The sequence below is a fragment of the Stenotrophomonas maltophilia group sp. P373 genome (genome assembly GCF_053295075.1).
In genome coordinates this window covers 975613-994522 of the sequence record NZ_CM129994.1, presented here as the reverse complement: position 1 = coordinate 994522, position 18910 = coordinate 975613, and the positions used below count along the sequence as shown (strand labels likewise).

The window sequence follows — 18910 nt, the reverse complement described above, 5'->3', positions numbered from 1 at the left end:
TGCTCAGAACCCGACGCGCAGGTTGATCTGCCCACCCACATCGCGGCGGCCATCGCCATGCTGGCCCTGTACGAACATCGACAGCTGGCTGTTGCGGCCGAGGCCGACCGCCACGCCCACCTGGCTGACCAGGGCATTGCGTGCCATCACCGCGCTGTAGACATCGAAGGCATCACCACCGACCGCAAAGCGGTTGCGGCTGACCACATCGGTATCCCCCGACGCATGCTGCCAACCCAGGCCGACCGTCAGCTGCGCCGGGAAGCGCTCGCCGCTGCCCACGTCCCAGCGCCCACGCACGCCCACGGTGCTGACATTGAGCGTGTCCTTGCCGCCTTCCAGCACCAGTGCCGCGCTGCCGCCCTGCTCCACCGCACGATCGCTGTCGACCCAGTGCTTGGTGAACTGCACATAGGGCTGCAGCTGGGTCCTGCCGTGGGTCCATGTCCAGCTGCCTTCCACCTGGGCGATGGTCACATCGGAATCCTGGCGGCTGTACAGGGTCTGGCCCAACAACGGCACTTCACGCGTGGCGCGCGTGCGGTAGTCACCGCGCGACACGCTGCCACCAACCGCAAAGCCGTTGTTCCACTGTCCCTGTGCATACAGGCCGAACGTGTTGCCACGCAGGCGGGCCCGCGAGCTGCGATCATACAGCCGCGTATCCAGCCGTTCGTTGCCGGCCGCTGCACCCAGCACCACATGCTCGCCCAGCTGCCAGTCGACACCGGCCATCAGCGCATTGCGATTGGCGCGGATCTCATCGCCATTGCCGTCGCCATCCTGCCTGAACACCTTGCCACTGCCGGCCAGCCAGGCCGAAGCGCGCTCGCCACGCACGGTCGGCAACTCGCTGCCGAGTCGCTGGCGGATGCCTTCTTCCAGGTAGTTGTCGTACAGCAGCACCGCGCGGCTGGCCGCGTGCACTTCACCGGAGAGCTGTTCGAATGCGCTGCGCGCAGTGCCGGCGTCATACATCAGCACCGTGTTGTACAGGCCCAGGGCCGCGCCACTCTGCGGCAGGCTGTCCAGCGCCGCGGCGGTGTTGTACTGGTTGCGCGTGTTGGCCACGGTGGTGAACGCTGCGGTCTGTGCCACGTCGATCTGCAGGTTGGCCGTGTTGGCGGTGTAGACCGGGGTGATGGTCAGGAAGGCCGACGGCGAGGTTGCCGAGGCGAACTGCCCACTCACGCCACCGCCCGCATTGACCACCGTGTACTGCTGGCCCTGCTGGTAGCTGGTGCTCGGCGAAATGGTATTCACCCGCACGGTGCTGCCGCCCACATTCGCGCTGCCGCCCACCTGCACCGTGTCGCTGCCGGTGGCGCCCAGGTCGATGCCCAGCGTGCTGCCCGGTGACAGGTTCAGATTGCCGCCCACCGTGATCGTGCCGGTGCCATTGCCTGCACCACTGCCATTGCCCGCGCCATTGCCCGGCGACAGCACGCCGCCGCTGGACACCGTCACGCCACCGCCGGTACCACCGATGGTGCCGGTGCCGGACAGGGTCGTACCACTGCCGATGGTCCACTGGCCGCCGATCGTGCCGGTGACATTCAAACCGCCGCCGGTGACCTGGCCGGTGCCGCTGAAGCCACCACTGTTGCCGCCCAGATTCAGCGTGCCCGGGCCGGCCTGCACGATGCTGCCGCCGCCGGTGATGCTGCCGCCAAGCGTGGTGGTGCCACCGGTGTTGATGACCAGGCCGCCGTTGTTGGTGATGTTGCCGGTGATCGAGCCACTGGCCCCACCATTGCCGACCTGCACGGTGCCGCCAGCGTTGATGGTGGTGCCGCCGGTATAGGTGTTGTTGCCGGTCAGGGTCACGGTGCCGGTACCGGCCTGGGTCAGGCCGCCACTGCCGCTGATGGTGCCGCCCACCGTGGTGTTGCCGCCGACGTTGAACACGAGGCTGCCGTTGTTGGCAACGTTGCCGGTGATCGCACCGCTGGCGCCACCATCGCCGACCTGCAGCGTGCCGCCGGTGTTGATGGTGGTGCCGCCGGTGTAGGTGTTGTTGCCGGCCAGGATCACGGTACCGGTGCCCGCCTGGGTCAGGCCACCGCTGCCGCTGATGGCGCCGCCGACGGTGGTGTTGCCGCCCACGTTGAACACCAGGCTGCCGTTATTGGTGACGCTGCCGCCGATCGCACCGGTGGCGCCGCCATTACCCACCTGCAGCGTGCCACCCGTGTTGATGGTGGTCGGGCCGGTATAGGTGTTGTTGCCGGTCAAGGTCAGCGTACCGCTGCCGGCCTGGGTCAGGCCGCCACTGCCGCTGATGGTGCCGCCCAGCGTGGTATCGCCCGCCAGGTTGGACACCAGCGTGCCGTTGTTGGTGACATCACCGACGATTGAGCCCGTTGCCCCGCCATTGCCCAGCTGCAGCGTACTGCCGGCGTTGATGGTCGTGCCGCCGGTATAGGTGTTGGTCCCGGTCAGCAGCAGCGTACCGCTGCCCGCCTGGGTCAGGCCGCCGCTGCCACTGATGGTGCCGCCCAGCGCGGTGTTGCCGGCCACGTTGGAAATCAACGCGCCATTGTTGGTGATGTCGCCAGCGATGGCGCCGGTCGCGCCGCCGTTGCCCACCTGCAGCGTGCCGCCGGTATTGATGGTGGTCCCGCCGGTGTAGGTATTGTTGCCCACCAGGGTCAGCACACCGCTACCGGCCTGGGTCAGGCCACCACTGCCGCTGATCGCACCGCCGATCGTGGTGTTGCCCGCAACGTCGAACACCAAGCTGCCGTTGTTGGCAACGTTGCCGGTGATCGCGCCGGTCGCACCGCCATTGCCCACCTGCAACGTGCCACCGGCATTGATGGTGGTGCCGCCGGTATAGGTGTTGTTGCCGGTCAGGGTCAGCGTGCCGCTGCCGGCCTGGGTCAGGCCGCCACTGCCGCTGATGGTGCCACCGAGCGTGGTGTTGCCGGCCACGTTGGATACCAGCGCGCCGTTGTTGGTGATATCGCCGACGATCGCGCCGGCCGCACCGCCGTTGCCGATCTGCAATGTGCCACCGGCATTGATGGTGGTACCGCCGGTGTAGGTGTTGTTGCCGGTCAGCACCAGCGTGCCGCTGCCGGCCTGGGTCAGGCTGCCACTGCCGCCGACTACACCGCCCACGGTTGCCGTGGTGCCGAGGTTGTAGACCAGGCTGCCGTTGTTGGTGATGTCGCCCAGCACCGAACCGGTGCTGCCGCCGTTGCCGATCTGCAGCGTACTGCCACCGTTGATGGTGGTGCCTCCGGTATAGGTGTTGTCGCCGCTCAGGGTCAGCGTGCCGGTACCGCTCTGCACCAGGCCGCCGGTGCCACTGAGCACGCCGGCGAACGTGGTGCTGGCGTTGTTGCCGCCGGTAGTCAGGGTTGCACCGCCCAGCACCACGCTGGAACCGGTCACGCCAGCGAGGCCTCCGATGCTCTGGCTGCCACCGGCACTGATATCCAGCGTACCGGCACCGGCCAGGTTGACCGTGCTGGCACCGGACAGGCTGCCACCGGCCGCCACCGCCAGCGTGCCACTGTTGATGGTGGTGGCACCGGTATAGGTACTCGCACCGCCGAGGGTGACCGTCGCCGCGCCATCCTTCAGCAGGCCGCCAGCGCCGCTGATCGGGCCGTTCAAGGTCAGTGCGTTGCTGCCGCCCAGAGTCAGCGTGCCGCTGGCCAGCTGCACGGTGTTGGCCAGCGTCAGCGCGCTGGTGCCATCCAGGCTGGCGTTGCCGCCTACGGTCAGCGCACCGGTTCCCAGCGAACCGTCGTTGCCCAGTAGCAGGCCACCGGCATTGAGGGTCACGCCGCCCGTGAAGACGTTGACGCCAGTCAAGCCCTGGATGCCTGCGCCGTTCTTTACCAGCCCCCCTGCACCTCCGATGGTGCCGGCGAAAGTGGTATTGCCCACGCCATTGAGGGTCAGCGTGCTGCCACCCAACGCCACTGAAGAGCCTGCCACGCCTGCCAGCGAACCGATCGCCTGCGCGCCCCCCGCACTGATGTCGAAGGTGGTACCGGCGTTGGCCAGATTCACCGCACCCGTCGCAGCGAGGCTGCCACCGGCGCCGATCGCCAGCGTGCCGGCGTTGATGGTGGTGCCACCGGTGAAGGTGTTGGTGCCGGTCAACGTCTGGGTACCGGAGCCTTCCTTGATCAGCCCACCGGAGCCGGCCACCGAGCCACTGAACGTGCCATTGGTGGCGTCTCCGATCGTCAGCGTGTTGGCGCCCAGATTCACCGTGCCGTTGCCGATCAGGGTACCGAACTGCTGCGTGCCGCTGCCTGCCGACAGATCGAAAGTCGCCCCCAAGGCCAGGTTGACGATGCCACTGGCGTGCAGGCTCGCGCCCGCACCCAGTGCCAGCGTACCGGCGTTGATGTTGGTGCCGCCGGTGTAGGTGTTGGTGCCGTTCAAGGTCAGCGTCGCGGCCCCCTCCTTGGTCAGGCTGCCGGTACCACTCAGGTTGCCGTTGAGGGTGAGGTTGTTGCTGCCCAGGACGGTCAACGCGTTGTTGAGGATGAAGTTGTTGCCGAGGATGACCGCAGTGTTCGAATCGAGCGTCGCAGCGCCTCCGACCGTCACCGTACCGGTGCCCAGCGCAGCATTGTTGCCGACCACCAGGCCACCGGCGTTGAGCGCCACGCCACCGCTGAAGGTGTTGGCACCATTGAGCGTCTGCACGCCCGCACCGTTCTTGATCAGGCCGCCACTGCCGCCGATCACACCGCTGAAGGTGCTGTCCACGGTGCCGCCCAGAGTCAGCGTGCTGCCACCCAGCGCCACCGTGCTGCCCGCCACGCCGGCCAGCGAACCGATGGCCTGGTTACCCGCGGAGATGTCGAGCGTGCCCGCACCGGCCAGGTTCACCGCGCCGGTTGCGGCGAGGCTGCCACCGGCACCGATTACCAGTGTGCCGCTGTTGATGGTGGTCCCCCCGGTGTAGGTGTTGGCACCGCTCAGGGTTACGGTGGACGCACCGTCCTTGATCAGCCCGCCCGTGCCGGAAATCACGCCCCCCAGTGTCAGCGCCTGGCTGCCGAGCAGATCGAGGCTGGCACCCGCTGCCAGCCCGATGTTGTTGGCAAGGCTGACGCCGGTCGTTGCATCCAGCGTCGCGTTGCTTCCGACCGTTAACGCACCGCTGCCGAGCGCAGCGTTGTTGCCGACCACCAGGCCACCGCCGTTCAGTGCAACGCCACCACTGAACAGATTGGCGCCACCCAGCGTGAGCATGCCGGCGCCATTCTTGACCAGGCCACCGGTGCCGGAAATCGCGCCATCGAAGAGGCTGTTGCCCACGCCACCGAGTGTCAGCGTCTGTGCCCCCAGGCTCACCGTCGAGCCGGCCACGCCGTTCAACGACCCGATGGTCTGGCCGGCCCCTGCGGTGGAGATGTCGAAGCCGGTGCCCGCAGCGCTCAGCGTCACCGCGCCGGTCGCGGCCAGGCTGCCGCCCGGACCAATCGCCAGCGTGCCAGCGTTGATGAAGGTGCCGCCGGTGTAGGTGTTGGCACCGGTCAGCGTTTCGATGCCCGCGCCCACCTTGGTCAGGCCACCGGTGCCTGCGATCGAGCCACTGAAGGTGCCATCGGTGGCGCCGCCCACTTCGATCGAGTTGGCGCCGAGGTTCACCGTACCATTGCCGACCAGGGTGCCGAACTGCTGCGTGCCGCTGCCGGCAGACAGGTCCAGCGTGGCACCGGTGGCGAGGTTCACGGTACCGCTCGCCGCCAGGCTGGCACCGGCCCCCAGCGCCAGCGTGCCGGCGTTGATGTTGGTGCCACCGGTATAGGTGTTGGCGCCGTTCAAGGTCAGCGTCGCGCTGCCATTCTTGGTGAGGCTGCCGGCCCCGGACAGGACGCCGTTGAGCGTCAGTGCATTGGTCCCGAGCACGGTCAGCCCGGCGTTGAGCGCGATGTTGTTGACCAACGTTGCCAGGCCGGTGGTATCCAGCGTGGCGGCACCACCAACAGTCAATGCGCCGGCGCCCAACGCCGCATCATTGCCAAGCACCAGTCCGCCCGCGTTGAGCGTTACGCCGCCGCCAAACGTGTTGGCTCCGGACAGCATCTGTACGCCCGCGCCTGCCTTGATCAGACCGCCGCCGCCACTGATCACGCCATCGAACGCGGCGTTGCCGGCCGTACCGAAGGTGAGCGAATTGCCGCCCAGCGCCAAGGTGCTGCCACCCGCACCGTTGAGCGCGCCGATGGTCTGGCTGCTGCCGGCACCGGAAATATCAAAGCCAGCGCCTGCACCCAACGTGACATCACCCGCTGTAGCAAGGCTGCCGCCCGTGCCCAGCGCCAGCGTGCCGGCATTGATGGTGGTACCGCCGGTGTAGGTGTTGGCACCGGACAGCGTCAGCGTGGTGGCACCATTCTTGACCAGGCTGCCATTGCCGCCGACCACGCCCGACAGCGTCAGCGCATTGCTGCCCGGCAACGTCAGTACGACGCCCGAGCCCAGCGTGACCGCATTGCCGAGCGTCACTGCTGCGCCCGCGTCCAGCGTGGTACTGGCATTCACCGCCAGCGCGCCGGTACCGAGCGCACCATTCGCACCGACCACCAGGCCACCGCCGTTCAAGGTCAGGCCGCCACCGAAGGTATTGGTGTTGTTGAGGGTCAGCAGGCCCGCACCGTTCTTGATCAGGCTGCCATTGCCGGCCACCATGCCACCGAGGGTGAGATCGTTGCTGCCACCCAGGGTCAGCTGCGTACCGGCACCGAAGTTCACTGCGTTGGCCAGGTTCAGCGCCACGGTGCTGTCCAGCGTGGTCGTGCCACCAATGCCCAGTGCACCGGTACCGAGTGCGCTGGCGTTGCCGAGAATCAGGCCACCGTCGTTGAGTGCAAGGCCACCACTGAAAGTATTGGCACCGGACAGCGTCTGCACGCCGGCACCGGTCTTGATCAGGCCGCCGGTACCATCGATCACGCCGGCAAAGCTGCCACTGCTGGCGCCGCCAAAGGTCAGCGACTGCGCGCCCAGCACCACCTGGCTGCCTGCCACGCCGTTCAGCGCGCCGATGGCCTGCGCCGTACCGGCTGCGGAGATGTCCAGCGTCGCACCGGCACCGGCAAGATCCACCGCGCCGGCCGCGGCAAGACTGCCGCCCGCCCCCAGCGCCAGCGTGCCGGCGTTGATGGTGGTGCCACCGGTGTAGAGGTTGGCGCCGGACAGAGTGAGGCGGGCCGCGCCGTCCTTGATCAGCCCACCGGCACCGAATACCGGACCGGTGAGCGTCAGGTCATTGCCGCCCAGCACGGAGAGATTCGCACCGGCGGCCAGGCCGATGAGGTTGCCTACGGTGAGTGCAGACGTTGCATCCAGCGAAGCGTTACCGCCCACGTCCAGCTGGCCGGTACCCAGTGCCTGCGCATTGCCCAGCTGCAGCAGGCCCGCGTTGAGGCCGACACCCCCGCTGAAGGTGTTGGCTCCATTCAACGCCAGCGTGGCCGTACCATTCTTGACCAGGCTGCCAGTGCCACTGATGAGACCGCCCAGTGACACGTCCTGGCTGCCCAGCAGATCCAGCGCCGCGCCTGCCCCGAGGTTGACGTTGTTGGCGAGGTTCAGCGCTGCTGAACTGTCCAGCGTGGCAGTGGCGCCCACCGACAGTGCACCGGTGCCCAGTGCGCCGGCGTTCCCCAGGAACACGCCGCCGCCGTTGACGGTGAGCCCACCACCGAAGCTGTTGGCGCCGTTGAGGGTCAACGTGCTGGCACCGTTCTTCACCAGCCTGCCGGTACCGGACACCACGCCACCCAGCGTGATCGCCTGCGAGCCCGGCAACGACAGCGCCGCACCCGCGCCCAGGTCAACATTGTTGGTCAGGCTCAACGGGGCGCTGCCATCGAGCGTGACGTTGCCGCCGATGCCCAGTACTCCGGTACCGAGCGCGCCGCTGTTGCCCAGCAGCAGGCTGCCGGCGTTTGCGTTCAGTCCACCGCTGAAAGTGTTGGTGCCGTTCAAGGTCAGTGTCGACGCGCCATTCTTGACCAGGCTGCCGGTGCCAGTGATGTTGCCGCCCAGGGTCAGGTCCTGGCTGCCCGGCAGGGTCAGGGCCGCGCCGAGGTTGATCGCATTGCCCAGGTTCAGCGCCGCAGTGGCGTCCAGCGAGCCGTTGCCACTGACCGTCAGCGCACCGCTTCCCAGCGCACCGGCGTTGCCCAGCACCAGGCCACCGGCCGCAAGATTCACCCCACCGCTGAAGGTATTGGCACCGGTCAGCGTCTGCACGCCGGTACCTTGCTTGATCAGCCCACCGGTGCCGCCGATCACGCCGGCGAAGGTCTGGTTGGTGGCATCACCGAAGGTGAGCGTGCTGCTGCCCAGCGCCAGGGTGCTGCCCGCCACACCGGACAATGCACCGATGGTCTGGTTGCCACCCAGCGAGATATCCAGTGCACTGCCAGCGCCGGCGAGGCTGACCGCGCCGGTCGCCGCCAGGCTGCCACCACTGGCCAATGCCACCGTTCCGGCATTTACCGCCAGTCCACCCGTGAACGTGTTCGCGCCGCCCAACGTCAGCGTGGCAGCGCCGTTCTTGACCAGGCTGCCGCTCCCACCAATGACACCCCCCAGCGTCAGCGCATTCGAGCCCAGCACATTGAGCGAACCACCGGCGCCAAGCGTGATGCCATTGCCCACGGCGAGCCCGGCGCTGGCGTCGAGCGATACCGCGCCGCCGACGTTCAGTGCCCCGGTTCCCAGTGCACCGCCGTTGCCCAGCACCAGGCTGCCCGCGTTGAGTGCCAGACCACCGCCGAACGTATTGGCGCCGTTGAGGGTCAGCGACGATGCACCATCCTTGATCAGGCCGCCAGCGCCGCTGATCACCCCGTTGAAAGTGAGCGCCTGCCCGCCAAGCAGATTCAGGCTGGCACCCGATCCGAGGCTGACAGCATTGGTCAGCGCCAGCGCCGTGGTGCCGTCGAAGGTGGTGTTGCCGCCGACAGAGAGCGTACCGCTGCCCAGCGCGGCGGCATTGCCCAGCAACAAGCCACCGGCGTTGAGCGCAACACCGCCCGCGAGGCTGTTGACGCCCGACAGGGTCTGCACACCGGTGCCGAGCTTGATCAGGCCGCCGGTGCCTGCGGCGAACGTGCCGCTGTAGCTGGTATTGCCCAGCCCGCCCAGGGTCAGGGTGTGACTGCCGAGGTTGACCGAACCGCCAAGCCCGGCCAGCGAGCCGATGGTCTGGTCGGCCGCCGCCGAAAGATCCAGGCTGGTGCCGACGCCCAGCGTGATCGCACCGGTGGGCGACAGGCTGCCGCCCGCGCCCAGCGCCAACGCGCCCCCGGCCAGGTTGAAGCTGCCGCTCAGCGAATTGGCACCGTTCAAGGTCAGCGTGCCGGCACCGTTCTTGGTCACGTTGCCGGCACCGGATATCGAGCCACTCAATGTCAGCGCATTGCTGCCCAGCAGGTTCAGCGAGCCCCCGCCATTGACCACCAGGTTGTTGCCCAGGGCGAAGCCTGCCGTCGTATCCAGCGAGGCGCTGCCACCGACGGTCAGGTTGCCGCTGCCGAGTGCACCGGCATTGCCCAGCAGCAGGCCGCCGGCATTGAGGTTGACGCCCCCGGAGAACAGGTTTGCGCCGCCGAGAGTAACAATGCCGGTGTTGTTCACCGTCAGCCCACCAGCGCCTGAAAGCACGCCATTCAAGCCGAACGCATTGGTCCCGGCCAGGGATAGATTGCCGCCGAGGTTGAACGCATTGGCCAGATTCAGACCGGCCGTGGAGGATGCGATGGCACCGCCGTTGGCCGTGAACAGCCCTGTGCCGAATGAACCGGCATTGTTGAAATTGACCAGGCCATCATTGAGCGTCGTCGGGCCGGATGCGCCCCATGCGCCCTGCAGGTTCCAGGTACCGCTGTTGACGGTGAGCTTCTGGAAGTTGAGGTACTGGTTCCAGCCCAGTGTGGTCACCGCTCCGCCGGTGCCGGAGCCCGGACCGCTGACGACGTTCTGCAACACCAGCGTGTTGTTGGCCGCGCCACTGCCGGTACCGGCGTCGACCGTTCCCGCTGCCGCAACCTTCACCCCGGTAACACCCGTAATCACGCCGGCAAGGGCGGTGCCACCGCCGGCCACAACGCTGGAACCCGACACTGCGGTGAAGGTATTGCCGCCGGTTGAATCACCCAGGTGAACGCTGCCACTGACCGCCCCTGCATTGAGGAACGTATTACCGCCAGAAGCGCCCAGGCCGACACGCCCGTCGATGGTGCCGGTGTTGGTCACATTGGCTGCCGCGCCACCATAGGTCACGACCGTGGTCGCGTCGGAAACGCTGCCCACACCGATCAACGACGTGCTGATCAGGCCGGCATTGTTGATGGTGGTGGTGCCGTTGACGTTCTGTGCCACCAGCGCCTGTCCACCGAAGCCCAGCAGCGTTGCGATGTTGACGACACCCTTGATCTGTCCACTGGCGTTGTTGTTGACGACGATCGCGCTGTTGTTGGCGGAACCATTGCCGATGACCAGGCCGGGCGAGGCGAGGACGATCGAGCTCGGATCGATCGTGCCATTGTTGTTGACCGTCACGTTGTCGCCAGTCAGCGTTGCTGCGTTGCCTCCACCTACGATCGGCGGCGTACGCAGCAACGCACCCGCGGCAATGTTCAGCGTGAGGCCGCTGGTCGCGTTGGAGTAGTTGTTGATGTTGGTGGTGCTGTCGCAGTTTACGGTCGTGGTGCCCGTACACGCCGCGAATGCCGATCCGCTGGCCAGTGTGGCGGCCAGTGCCGCCGCCAGCTGGTGCGCCCGCAATCGCGGCACCCGCCCTGCGCCGACCGCGCTTCCGCCGGGATTCCGGGTGACCTCCGAAGCAACCTGCATTACCCCAAGGGCGCGATTGAAAACCAGACGGTAAATGCGGTTCATCGGCAAATCTCCATGAAAAGACCGGATGGCACAGCTGGCAGGTTTTTCGAGACAATGCGGTCCACCCCTGCTCCCGATACGGGAACAAGGCCTGAAGGCATTAACTCCTGAAAATCTTCACATCTTCACGTAATCGCACCCCGGGACAGGTACGTCAGCGTGTCCACCAGGACGAAAACTCCCCGATTTCGCCCGACGAATGGCGGCACTGTGCGACCGGCCGTGCCAGCGGCATGTGAATCGCGCGCGTTATTTTCATGACGCACGTCAAATAAAAGAGGCAGACAGAATGGTTTTGCCGAAAATGCATATCGCTGCATGTGGCGGAGAATCCATTCCCCGCCATGAGTAAATAAATTCAGCTGCTGGAGAGTTTCATCAGCACCAGGCCGGAAACAATCAGCACCGCTGCACCGATCCGCATCGGGCTGACCTGCTCCCCCAGGAACACGATGCCGACCACGAACGCGCCGACCGCGCCGATGCCGGTCCAGATCGTATAGGCGGTGCCCAGCGGCAGGCTGCGCATGGCCACCGCCAACAGCCAGAAGCTGGCGATCATGCCGATGATGGTGACCACGGTGGGGGTGAGACGGGTGAAGCCTTCGGACTGCTTCATGGACACGGCCCAGACGATTTCCAGCAGGCCGGCAAACAATAGATAGATCCAGGCCATGACGGCCCTCCTCTTGGTAGGGCCAGGCCGTCCTGGTCTTTGATTCCCGATGTGGGGGAGGTCGTTCCTCCTGGCCGGCATTCTAGCAACGGGAGCCACGCCCGGCCGCCGTGGCCGGGAACGGGTTACAGCCGATTCAGTGCGTGAAGCTGGCATCGACGCACCCGCCTGCGCTAGAATGAGCGCCTGCCATCGGCTAGCCGATGTGCGGTCCGGCTGTGGTCTCCGGCGCATCGCGCGCTGCTTCCCCTGATCCGTGAACTGGCCGCCCTCGGGGCGGCCAACGTCTCTATGGTGGCCCCGTCGGCCCCTCGCGACGCTAGGTCGAAAACCCCGCCAGGGCCGGAAGGCAGCAACGGTATCGATCGACGCGGGCGCCGAGGTCAGCCGGCGGGGCCATCGCCTTTTCTGGCGACACCCGGCCCTGGCAGCTGCCAACCCTGGTTGGCGCCCCTCGCCGGGCATGGCCCATCGCTACTGCAGCGCTCGCTCCAGCGCCTCCAGTTCGGCAGCCCGCGCCGTATCAGCGGGCTGGCCGGTCCTGCTCACGGCGGATCCTGCACCAGTACGTGCGGCGCGGTCGGGTCGGCCAGCGGCACGCACTGCCCCGGCTGCGCCACGCGGTGCCCGCGCACGGCCAGCGCTTGGCCATCGGCCACGCTGGCGTAGTGGTAGAGCATCATCCGCGCCTGCAGTTCGATGCTGTACTCACGCTCCAGGTCGTCCACGCCCGTGTGTGACGGGTTGCCATGCAGGCCGCAGTCGTGGGCGATCAGCTCGTTGTCGTTGGCGTAGCGCGCCAGCATCTCCGGAATCGGCCGGGTATCGCCGCTCCAGGTCAGCGCGCCCTGCAAGCGCAGGCCATAGGCCGTCTCCGGCCAGTGATGGCGCACCGGAAACACCTCCAGGCGCATCCCCTCATGCCAGAACGCCTCGCCCACCACGATCAGGTGGAAGGCATCCCAGAAGTTCGCACCGCCCTCGGCCAGCACGTTCGGATAGTCAGCAATGCGCTTGTGCAGCAGCGGCACCACCGTGGCAGGCACGTACAGGCGCACCTTGCCGCGCCGGTGCGCATTGAAGAAAGTGTCCACGAACAGGCGCTCGAAGCCGGCCACATGGTCCAGGTGCACATGGGTGACGAACAGCGCCTGCGGCATGTGCCCGTAGTGCGCCTTGAACGCGGTGAGGCCTTCACCGCCGCAATCGATGGTCAGCCACGGGCGACCACCGCGCTCGATCACCGACATCGGCGATCCCAGCTCGACCGCCGACGCATTGCCGACGCCGAGGAAACGCAACGACCAGTCCATCAGGTGCCCCGGTTCCACGCCATGTCATAGGCACGGCGCAGCCGTGCGTAGTCCTTCTGCACATCTTCCACGCTGCGCTCGCCGCGCAGCTTGACCAGCGAGCGCAGCAACCGCTTGAGGTTGCGTTCGCGCCAGCCGGTGGCCGGGATGCGGATCACCCCACGGTCGAAATCGATCAGCCAGCCATGGCCACTGCCATCGAACAGGATGTTGTGCGCGTTGAGGTCGGCATGGTCCAGGCCGGCACGGTGGAAACGGGCGATCAGCCGCCCGGTCTCTTCCCAGGGCGCGCCCCGGCCCGCAACCAGTGCGCGGTCGGCCAGCGAGCGCACGTCCTCGATCCGTTCCATCAGGATCGCCGCCCGGTAGCGCAGGCCTTCACGCATGTAGAACGCGGCGATCGGCCGTGGCACCGGCAGCTTCTTCTCGCGCAGCGCGCGCATCAGGCGGAATTCGGCGAAGCTGCGGGTCCGGTCCGAGCCGCGCCAGAGGTACTGGTCGTGGCTGATCCGGGCCGCCATGCCGCCGCGCAGGTAGTGGCGCAGCACGCTGGCCCCGAACGGCGCATCGACGAACCAGGCGCTGCCGCGGCCGCCCTCGCCCACCGGGCGGGCCTTGCTGCCCCAGTGCTGGGGCGAGAACAGGCCAATATCGGCTTGCCGCAGCCGCTCGCGGTCGAACAGAATGGCCCCGATGCCGCGACCCTCGCGGCATGGCGTCAGCGCTTCATTGGCGTCGAATGCGACCATTTCATTGAGTCTAACAACACATGGCATCAGCGTCCTCCTCCTTGTGCCTCCTGCGCTTGTCCGCACTTGGCGATGTCACCCACGTGGTGCCCCTGGTGCGCACCCTGCAGGCCGCACGCCCGGACACGCCGATCCACTGGATCATCGACAAAGCCGGCCACAAGCTGCTCGACGGGCTGCCCGGCGTCACCTTCCATGCCTACGACAAGAAGAGCGGCATGGCCGGGGTCAAGGAACTGCGCAGGCACCTGCCACCGGGGCGCTTTGAAGCGCTGTTGCAGATGCAGGTCGCGTTCCGCGCCAACCTGCTGTCGGCCTTCATTCCGGCCGAGCGCCGCATCGGATACGACCGCAGCCGCTCCAAGGACCTGCACGGGCTCTTCATCAACGAGCGTATTCCCGATCGCCCCGGCATCCACGTGCTGGATGCCATCGGCAGCTTCTGCGAGCCGCTGGGCCTGCGCCAGACCGAAGTCAGCTGGGATCTGGCCGTGCCGCCGTCCGCCTTCGAGTGGGCCGCCGCGCAGTGGCAGGACGATGGCCGCCCGGTGCTGATGATCTCGCCCTGTTCCAGCCACGTGCGCCGCAACTGGTACGCCGACCGCTACGCCGCGGTGGCCAACCATGCCGTCCAGCGCGGCTGGCGGGTGGTGCTGTGCGGTGGCCGCAGCGAACTGGAGCGCCACATGGCCGATGCGATCCAGGCGCAGCTGCAGACGCCTGCATTGGACCTGGTTGGCAAGGACACGTTGAAGCAGCTGCCTGCCCTGCTGGCCCGCGCCAATCTGGTGATGACCCCGGACTCGGGCCCGATGCACATCGCCAACGCAATGGGCACCAAAGTACTGGGGCTGCATGCGGCCAGCAATCCGGACCGCAGCGGCCCGTACTCGGACCGCCGCTACTGCGTGGACCGCTACGACGACGCAGCGCGCAAGTACCTGGCCAAGCAGGCCACCGATCTGAAGTGGGGCACCAAGATCGAGTTCGACGATGTAATGGAACTGATTACCGTCGAAGACGGTATCGCCGCCTTCGAACGCTACGTCGCCGACCACCTGGGGTGAGCGGCGGACTGCCCGGGATCACGTGCGCTGCGCGTAATCCTGATAGGACTTCTCTTCCACGTACGCCGAACCCAGCGCCAGGTTGATCGCCTTCTTGATGCGCGCGCGCTCGTCGTTGCGCAGGTAGACACTGCGCGCCAGGTCGATGAAGCCCTGGTCGAACGCCTGCGCCTTCTCCTTCAGGCGGATGTCGTCCTCGATGTCCCACAGCTGCTCGTTGACCGCCTTCAGCTCGGCACGCAGCTTGGCGATGTCCTTCACCGCAGCCGGGTGTGCCATCCAGGTCTGCTCCAGCGCCGACAGCTCCCTGCGCACATTGGCCAGCTTGCCCTCGTCGCTGATGCGCTCGGACTTGATCTGCAGGATCGAGATCTTGTCCAGCAGCTCGCCGAAGGACACGGGGACGAGGATTTCAGCGGTCATCGGGGAAAGCTCCAGCAAGTGATGTGTGCAGTTTAACCCGCGACTGGCGATGGGACAGTTCAGGTAGAGCCACGCCGCGCGTGGATGGTCCAGCCCTGCAGCAAGTGCATCCACCCATGGCGTGGATTTACTGATGCATCTGCTGGAACAAGCCCCTCTGTTGAGGGGCTGCCCCGACAGGGGCGGGGAGAGGCCGGCAAAGGGAGGGGCCCGAACGTTGCACGGCAACGTTTGGGGCGACGCGCAAAGCGCGTCGCGTCCCGCGCCAGATCAGGACATGGTCACTACAGCGCAACTCGCGCTGTCCATCCACGCATGACGTGGATCTACGGATGCATCTGGAGAAACAAGCCCCTCTGTTGAGGGGCTGCCCCGACAGGGGCGGGGAGAGGCCGGCAAAGGGAGGGGCCCACGCGTTGCACAGCAACGTGTGGGGCGACGCGCGCAAAGCGCGTCGTGTCCCGCGCCGGATCAGGACATGGTCACTGCGCCGCAAATCCCGATGTGCATCCACGCATGGCGTGGATTCACGGAGGCAATCTGGTGGAACAAGCCCCTCTGTTGAGGGGCTGCCCCGACAGGGGCGGGGAGAGGCCGGCGAAGGGAGGGGCCCACGCGTTGCACAGCAACGTGTGGGGCGACGCGCGCAAAGCGCGTCGTGTCCCGCGCCGGATCAGGACATGGTCACTACGCCGCAAATCCCGATGCGCATCCACGCATGGCGTGGATTCACGGAGGCAATCTGGTGGAACAAGCCCCTCTGTTGAGGGGCTGCCCCGACAGGGGCGGGGAGAGGCCGGCGAAGGGAGGGGCCCACGCGTTGCACAGCAACGTGTGGGGCGACGCGCGCAAAGCGCGTCGTGTCCCGCGCCAGATAAAGAAAAAGGGCTGCCGTTCGGCAGCCCTTTTTCTTTATCTGGCGGAGAGGGGGGGATTCGAACCCCCGAGGCGCTATAAACGCCTGCCTGATTTCGAGTCAGGTACATTCAACCACTCTGCCACCTCTCCGGGTGGTCCCCGGCGGACCGGGGACGCGCATCATACGAGGAAGTGAGGCCGGCGACAAGTCATTCCGGTCAACGAAGTGAAAATTTCCTGAGTGCATGCCTTGCCGGATGCCTGCAGCCCCCCGATGATGCCTGTCTCCCCAGCAATACCCCGCCCCCGCACCCCATGATCGAATTCGGACACCTCACTCACCCCGGCCTGCGCCGCGAGCTCAACGAAGACACCTACTACGGTGACAGCGAGCTGGCCCTGTGGCTGGTGGCCGATGGCATGGGTGGCCACGCCTGCGGCGAGGTGGCCAGCGCGCTGGCGCGCGAAACCATCGTACGCGAGATCCGCCGTGGCGCGCCGCTGGCCCAGGCCATCCGCACCGCTGACGAAGAGATCATCCGCGCCTCGCGCCGGCGCAACGACACCCTGCCGATGGGCACCACCGTGGTCGCCGCACGCGTGCAGGGCAATCGCTATGAAGTGGCATGGGTCGGTGACAGCCGCGCCTATCTGTGGCGTGACGGCCAGCTGGCCCAGCTCAGCCAGGACCACAGCGTGGTGCAGGAACTGGTCGCGCAGGGCAACCTGACGGCCGAACAGGCGCGTGCGCATCCACATCGCAACGTGGTCACCCAGGCGCTGGGCGTGACCGACCCGGCACATCTGAACGTGGCCACCACCAGCGGTGAGCTGCGCCCGGGCATGCAGCTGCTGCTGTGCAGTGACGGCCTGACCGAGGAAGTGGACGACCGCAGCATCGCCCGCACCCTCGCCTTCGACGATGCCAGCGCGCAGGAATGCGTGGACACGCTGGTCGCGGCCGCGCTCGACGGCGGTGGCCGCGACAACATCAGCGTGATCCTGGTGCGCTGCCACTGAACCTGGTGCATGAGCCGAGCATGGGCTCGGCTCTACAGTAGATCCACGCCATGCGTGGATGTTTATGCGCTGGCGGGCTCTTCCACCTTCGGGCCATCCCACAAGGCGTAGCCGGCCTTCTTGCGCAGTCGTTCCAGACGCGCGCTGTGCGCTTCCAGTTCAGACGGGGTGGCCACCACGCGTGGGCGCGGCAGCAGTTTGCTGGTATCGAAGGCCTGCAGCGCGGCACCGGCGCCACCACCGTCATCGTCGCCCATGCCGAAGCCGATCTCTTCCTGGCCCGAGGTCAGCGCGATATAGACATCGCCCAGGATCTGCGCGTCGAGCAGGCCGCCATGCAGCGCACGGTGCGAATTGTCCACGCCCAGGCGCTTGCACAGCGCATCCAGCGAATTGCGCTGGCCCGGGAAGCGCTCGCGCGCCATCACCAGGGTATCGATCACCGTGCAGCGATCGGTGATCTTTCCATACTGCGGGCCCAGCAACGACAGCTCGTTGTCGAGGAAGCCCAGGTCGAACGCCGCGTTGTGGATGATCAGCTCGGCGCCATCGATGAAAGCCAGGAACTCATCGGCGATCTGCGCGAAGTCCGGCTTGTCAGCCAGGAACTCCAGGGTCAGGCCGGTGACTTCCTGCGCGCCCTGTTCGAATTCGCAGTCCGGCTTGATGTACTGGTGGTAGTTGTTGCCGGTCGGGCGGCGCTTGAACAGCTCCACGCAGCCGATTTCAACGATGCGGTTGCCCTTCTTCCATTCCAGGCCGGTGGTTTCGGTATCGAGGATGATCTGGCGCATGGACTCAGTTTACCGGGCTGGCGTCACGGATCTGGATGGCCGCGTTGCGCGCCAGGGTATCCACCCGCTCGTTGTCCGGGTCACCGGAGTGGCCCTTCACCCAGCGCCAATCGATCTGGTGCCGCAGCGTCGCCGCATGCAGGCGCTCCCACAGCTCGCGGTTCTTCACCGGGTCGCCGCCGGCGGTCTTCCAGTTCTTGCGGATCCAGCCGGGCATCCATTGGGTCAGGCCCTGCCGCACGTACTGCGAATCGGTATAGAGCACGATGTTGCACGGCTCGGTCAGCGTTTCCAGGCCGGAAATGGCCGCCATCAGCTCCATCCGGTTGTTGGTGGTGTGCGCTTCGCCGCCGCTCAGTTCACGCTCGTGGCCCTTGTAGCGCAGCAGTGCAGCCCAGCCGCCGGGGCCAGGATTGCCAAGGCAGGAGCCGTCGGTGTGGATTTCAATGGTTTTCAATACAACTCCAGATCAGGTAGCAACGGTGCCGTGCCAACGCACCGGCAACGGTTTCGGCCCGGGCAGGGCCAGCGTTCGCTTTTCAGCATGGAACAGGCAGGCCGCGCGCAGTGGCGACCAACCGCCCGGGCGACGGCTGCCGGCGCCGCGCCAGAGCGGGCCGAGGAAACGCATATCGTCGCACTCCAGCCCGTGGCGGCCGAGCAGCAGGCGGATCCGCTGCGGCGTGCGCACCACCAGCCCGTGCTGGCGCCAGTGCGTGCGGTAAGGGCTGAACGGGTTGAGGCTGCTCAGCCACAGATGGCCGCCCGGCATCAGCACGCGCTCGCACTCATCGAGCAACCGATCAGCGTCAGCTGCGGTGACATGCTGCAACACGACCGCATTGACGCTTTCATTGGCCAGCGGCAGCGGCAACGCACAGCGGGTGTCGCCGGCATAGCCGTGCCCCTGCCGGTACAGGCGCAGGCCGCGCCCGCCAAGCTGCGCATCGTCCAGCCATGCGGCACTCGGCGCGATCCACAGCCAGGGCTGCACCGGCAGCAACGACAGCTGCGGCAGCAGCAGTTGCCGCTCCAGAACGCGCAGGGCTTCCGCTGGTTCGCTGTCGAACCACGGGGTCTGGCTCGCTTGACGGGTGCTCTGCAGCGCGGGCATGGT

At 66.8% G+C, this 18910-nt stretch carries 10 protein-coding genes, 1 tRNA gene and 1 other RNA gene; 3 read left to right on the top strand and 9 right to left on the bottom strand.

Annotated elements, in window-relative coordinates:
* Positions 1–3: 3 nt before the first annotated feature.
* Together ACSYHF_RS04525 and ACSYHF_RS04520 are read right to left on the bottom strand one after the other, a co-directional pair.
* The gene (locus ACSYHF_RS04525) at positions 4–10893 is read right to left on the bottom strand and encodes an autotransporter-associated beta strand repeat-containing protein (protein ID WP_447576103.1); all 10890 of its coding nucleotides are present in this window, start codon (positions 10891–10893) and stop codon (positions 4–6) included.
* A gap of 358 nt (positions 10894–11251) precedes the next feature.
* Positions 11252–11569, bottom strand: coding sequence for a DMT family transporter (locus ACSYHF_RS04520; RefSeq protein ID WP_005415486.1), 318 nt, complete (start codon positions 11567–11569; stop codon positions 11252–11254).
* Positions 11570–11869: 300 nt separating this feature from the next.
* Between ACSYHF_RS04520 and ffs the strand changes: the two genes are divergently transcribed.
* An RNA gene (gene ffs, locus ACSYHF_RS04515) (signal recognition particle sRNA small type) lies at positions 11870–11966 on the top strand.
* A 148-nt stretch (positions 11967–12114) separates the two neighbouring features.
* Here the strand turns inward: ffs and ACSYHF_RS04510 are convergent.
* Both ACSYHF_RS04510 and ACSYHF_RS04505 read right to left on the bottom strand, forming a co-directional pair.
* Positions 12115–12882, bottom strand: coding sequence for an MBL fold metallo-hydrolase (locus ACSYHF_RS04510; RefSeq protein ID WP_005415485.1), 768 nt, complete (start codon positions 12880–12882; stop codon positions 12115–12117).
* Positions 12882–13631 carry a 3-deoxy-D-manno-octulosonic acid kinase gene (locus ACSYHF_RS04505; RefSeq protein WP_005415484.1) on the bottom strand — a complete coding sequence of 250 codons (750 nt, stop codon included), beginning with the start codon at positions 13629–13631 and terminating at the stop codon, positions 12882–12884. The genes ACSYHF_RS04510 and ACSYHF_RS04505 overlap by 1 nt, the downstream gene beginning before the upstream one ends.
* Positions 13632–13651: 20 nt before the next feature.
* Between ACSYHF_RS04505 and ACSYHF_RS04500 the strand changes: the two genes are divergently transcribed.
* Positions 13652–14698: a glycosyltransferase family 9 protein gene (locus ACSYHF_RS04500; protein ID WP_005415483.1), complete on the top strand. Its 1047-nt coding sequence runs from the start codon at positions 13652–13654 to the stop codon at positions 14696–14698.
* Between the two features lie 18 nt (positions 14699–14716).
* Here ACSYHF_RS04500 and ACSYHF_RS04495 read toward each other — a convergent pair whose 3' ends face one another.
* A complete protein-coding gene (locus ACSYHF_RS04495) occupies positions 14717–15121 on the bottom strand; it encodes a DUF6165 family protein (protein WP_005415482.1) in 405 nt (134 codons plus the stop codon).
* Between the two features lie 917 nt (positions 15122–16038).
* Positions 16039–16129: transfer RNA gene (locus ACSYHF_RS04490), tRNA-Ser, on the bottom strand.
* Between the two features lie 165 nt (positions 16130–16294).
* Here ACSYHF_RS04490 and ACSYHF_RS04485 point away from each other — a divergent pair.
* Positions 16295–16999: a PP2C family protein-serine/threonine phosphatase gene (locus ACSYHF_RS04485; RefSeq protein WP_005415481.1), complete on the top strand. Its 705-nt coding sequence runs from the start codon at positions 16295–16297 to the stop codon at positions 16997–16999.
* Positions 17000–17061: 62 nt separating this feature from the next.
* Here ACSYHF_RS04485 and dnaQ read toward each other — a convergent pair whose 3' ends face one another.
* Genes dnaQ through ACSYHF_RS04470 form a run of 3 tightly spaced genes read right to left on the bottom strand, consistent with a single transcriptional unit; the run spans position 17062 to position 18907 of the window.
* Positions 17062–17793 carry a DNA polymerase III subunit epsilon gene (dnaQ, locus tag ACSYHF_RS04480; protein WP_005415480.1) on the bottom strand — a complete coding sequence of 244 codons (732 nt, stop codon included), beginning with the start codon at positions 17791–17793 and terminating at the stop codon, positions 17062–17064.
* Positions 17794–17797: 4 nt separating this feature from the next.
* The gene (gene rnhA, locus ACSYHF_RS04475) at positions 17798–18250 is read right to left on the bottom strand and encodes a ribonuclease HI (RefSeq protein WP_005408275.1); all 453 of its coding nucleotides are present in this window, start codon (positions 18248–18250) and stop codon (positions 17798–17800) included.
* 12 nt (positions 18251–18262) lie between these two features.
* Positions 18263–18907 (bottom strand): methyltransferase domain-containing protein, encoded by a 645-nt coding sequence (locus tag ACSYHF_RS04470; RefSeq protein ID WP_065185797.1) that lies wholly within the window; start codon positions 18905–18907, stop codon positions 18263–18265.
* Between the last annotated feature and the right edge of the window lie 3 nt (positions 18908–18910).

What these genes read in the sequence shown, in the direction of transcription:
- ACSYHF_RS04525 (WP_447576103.1), bottom strand. Translation starts at nt 10,893, where the DNA reads ATGAACCGCATTTACCGTCTGGTTTTCAATCGCGCCCTTGGGGTAATG.
- ACSYHF_RS04520 (WP_005415486.1), bottom strand. Translation starts at nt 11,569, where the DNA reads ATGGCCTGGATCTATCTATTGTTTGCCGGCCTGCTGGAAATCGTCTGG.
- ACSYHF_RS04510 (WP_005415485.1), bottom strand. Translation starts at nt 12,882, where the DNA reads ATGGACTGGTCGTTGCGTTTCCTCGGCGTCGGCAATGCGTCGGCGGTC.
- ACSYHF_RS04505 (WP_005415484.1), bottom strand. Translation starts at nt 13,631, where the DNA reads ATGGTCGCATTCGACGCCAATGAAGCGCTGACGCCATGCCGCGAGGGT.
- ACSYHF_RS04500 (WP_005415483.1), top strand. Translation starts at nt 13,652, where the DNA reads ATGGCATCAGCGTCCTCCTCCTTGTGCCTCCTGCGCTTGTCCGCACTT.
- ACSYHF_RS04495 (WP_005415482.1), bottom strand. Translation starts at nt 15,121, where the DNA reads ATGACCGCTGAAATCCTCGTCCCCGTGTCCTTCGGCGAGCTGCTGGAC.
- ACSYHF_RS04485 (WP_005415481.1), top strand. Translation starts at nt 16,295, where the DNA reads ATGATCGAATTCGGACACCTCACTCACCCCGGCCTGCGCCGCGAGCTC.
- dnaQ (WP_005415480.1), bottom strand. Translation starts at nt 17,793, where the DNA reads ATGCGCCAGATCATCCTCGATACCGAAACCACCGGCCTGGAATGGAAG.
- ACSYHF_RS04470 (WP_065185797.1), bottom strand. Translation starts at nt 18,907, where the DNA reads ATGCCCGCGCTGCAGAGCACCCGTCAAGCGAGCCAGACCCCGTGGTTC.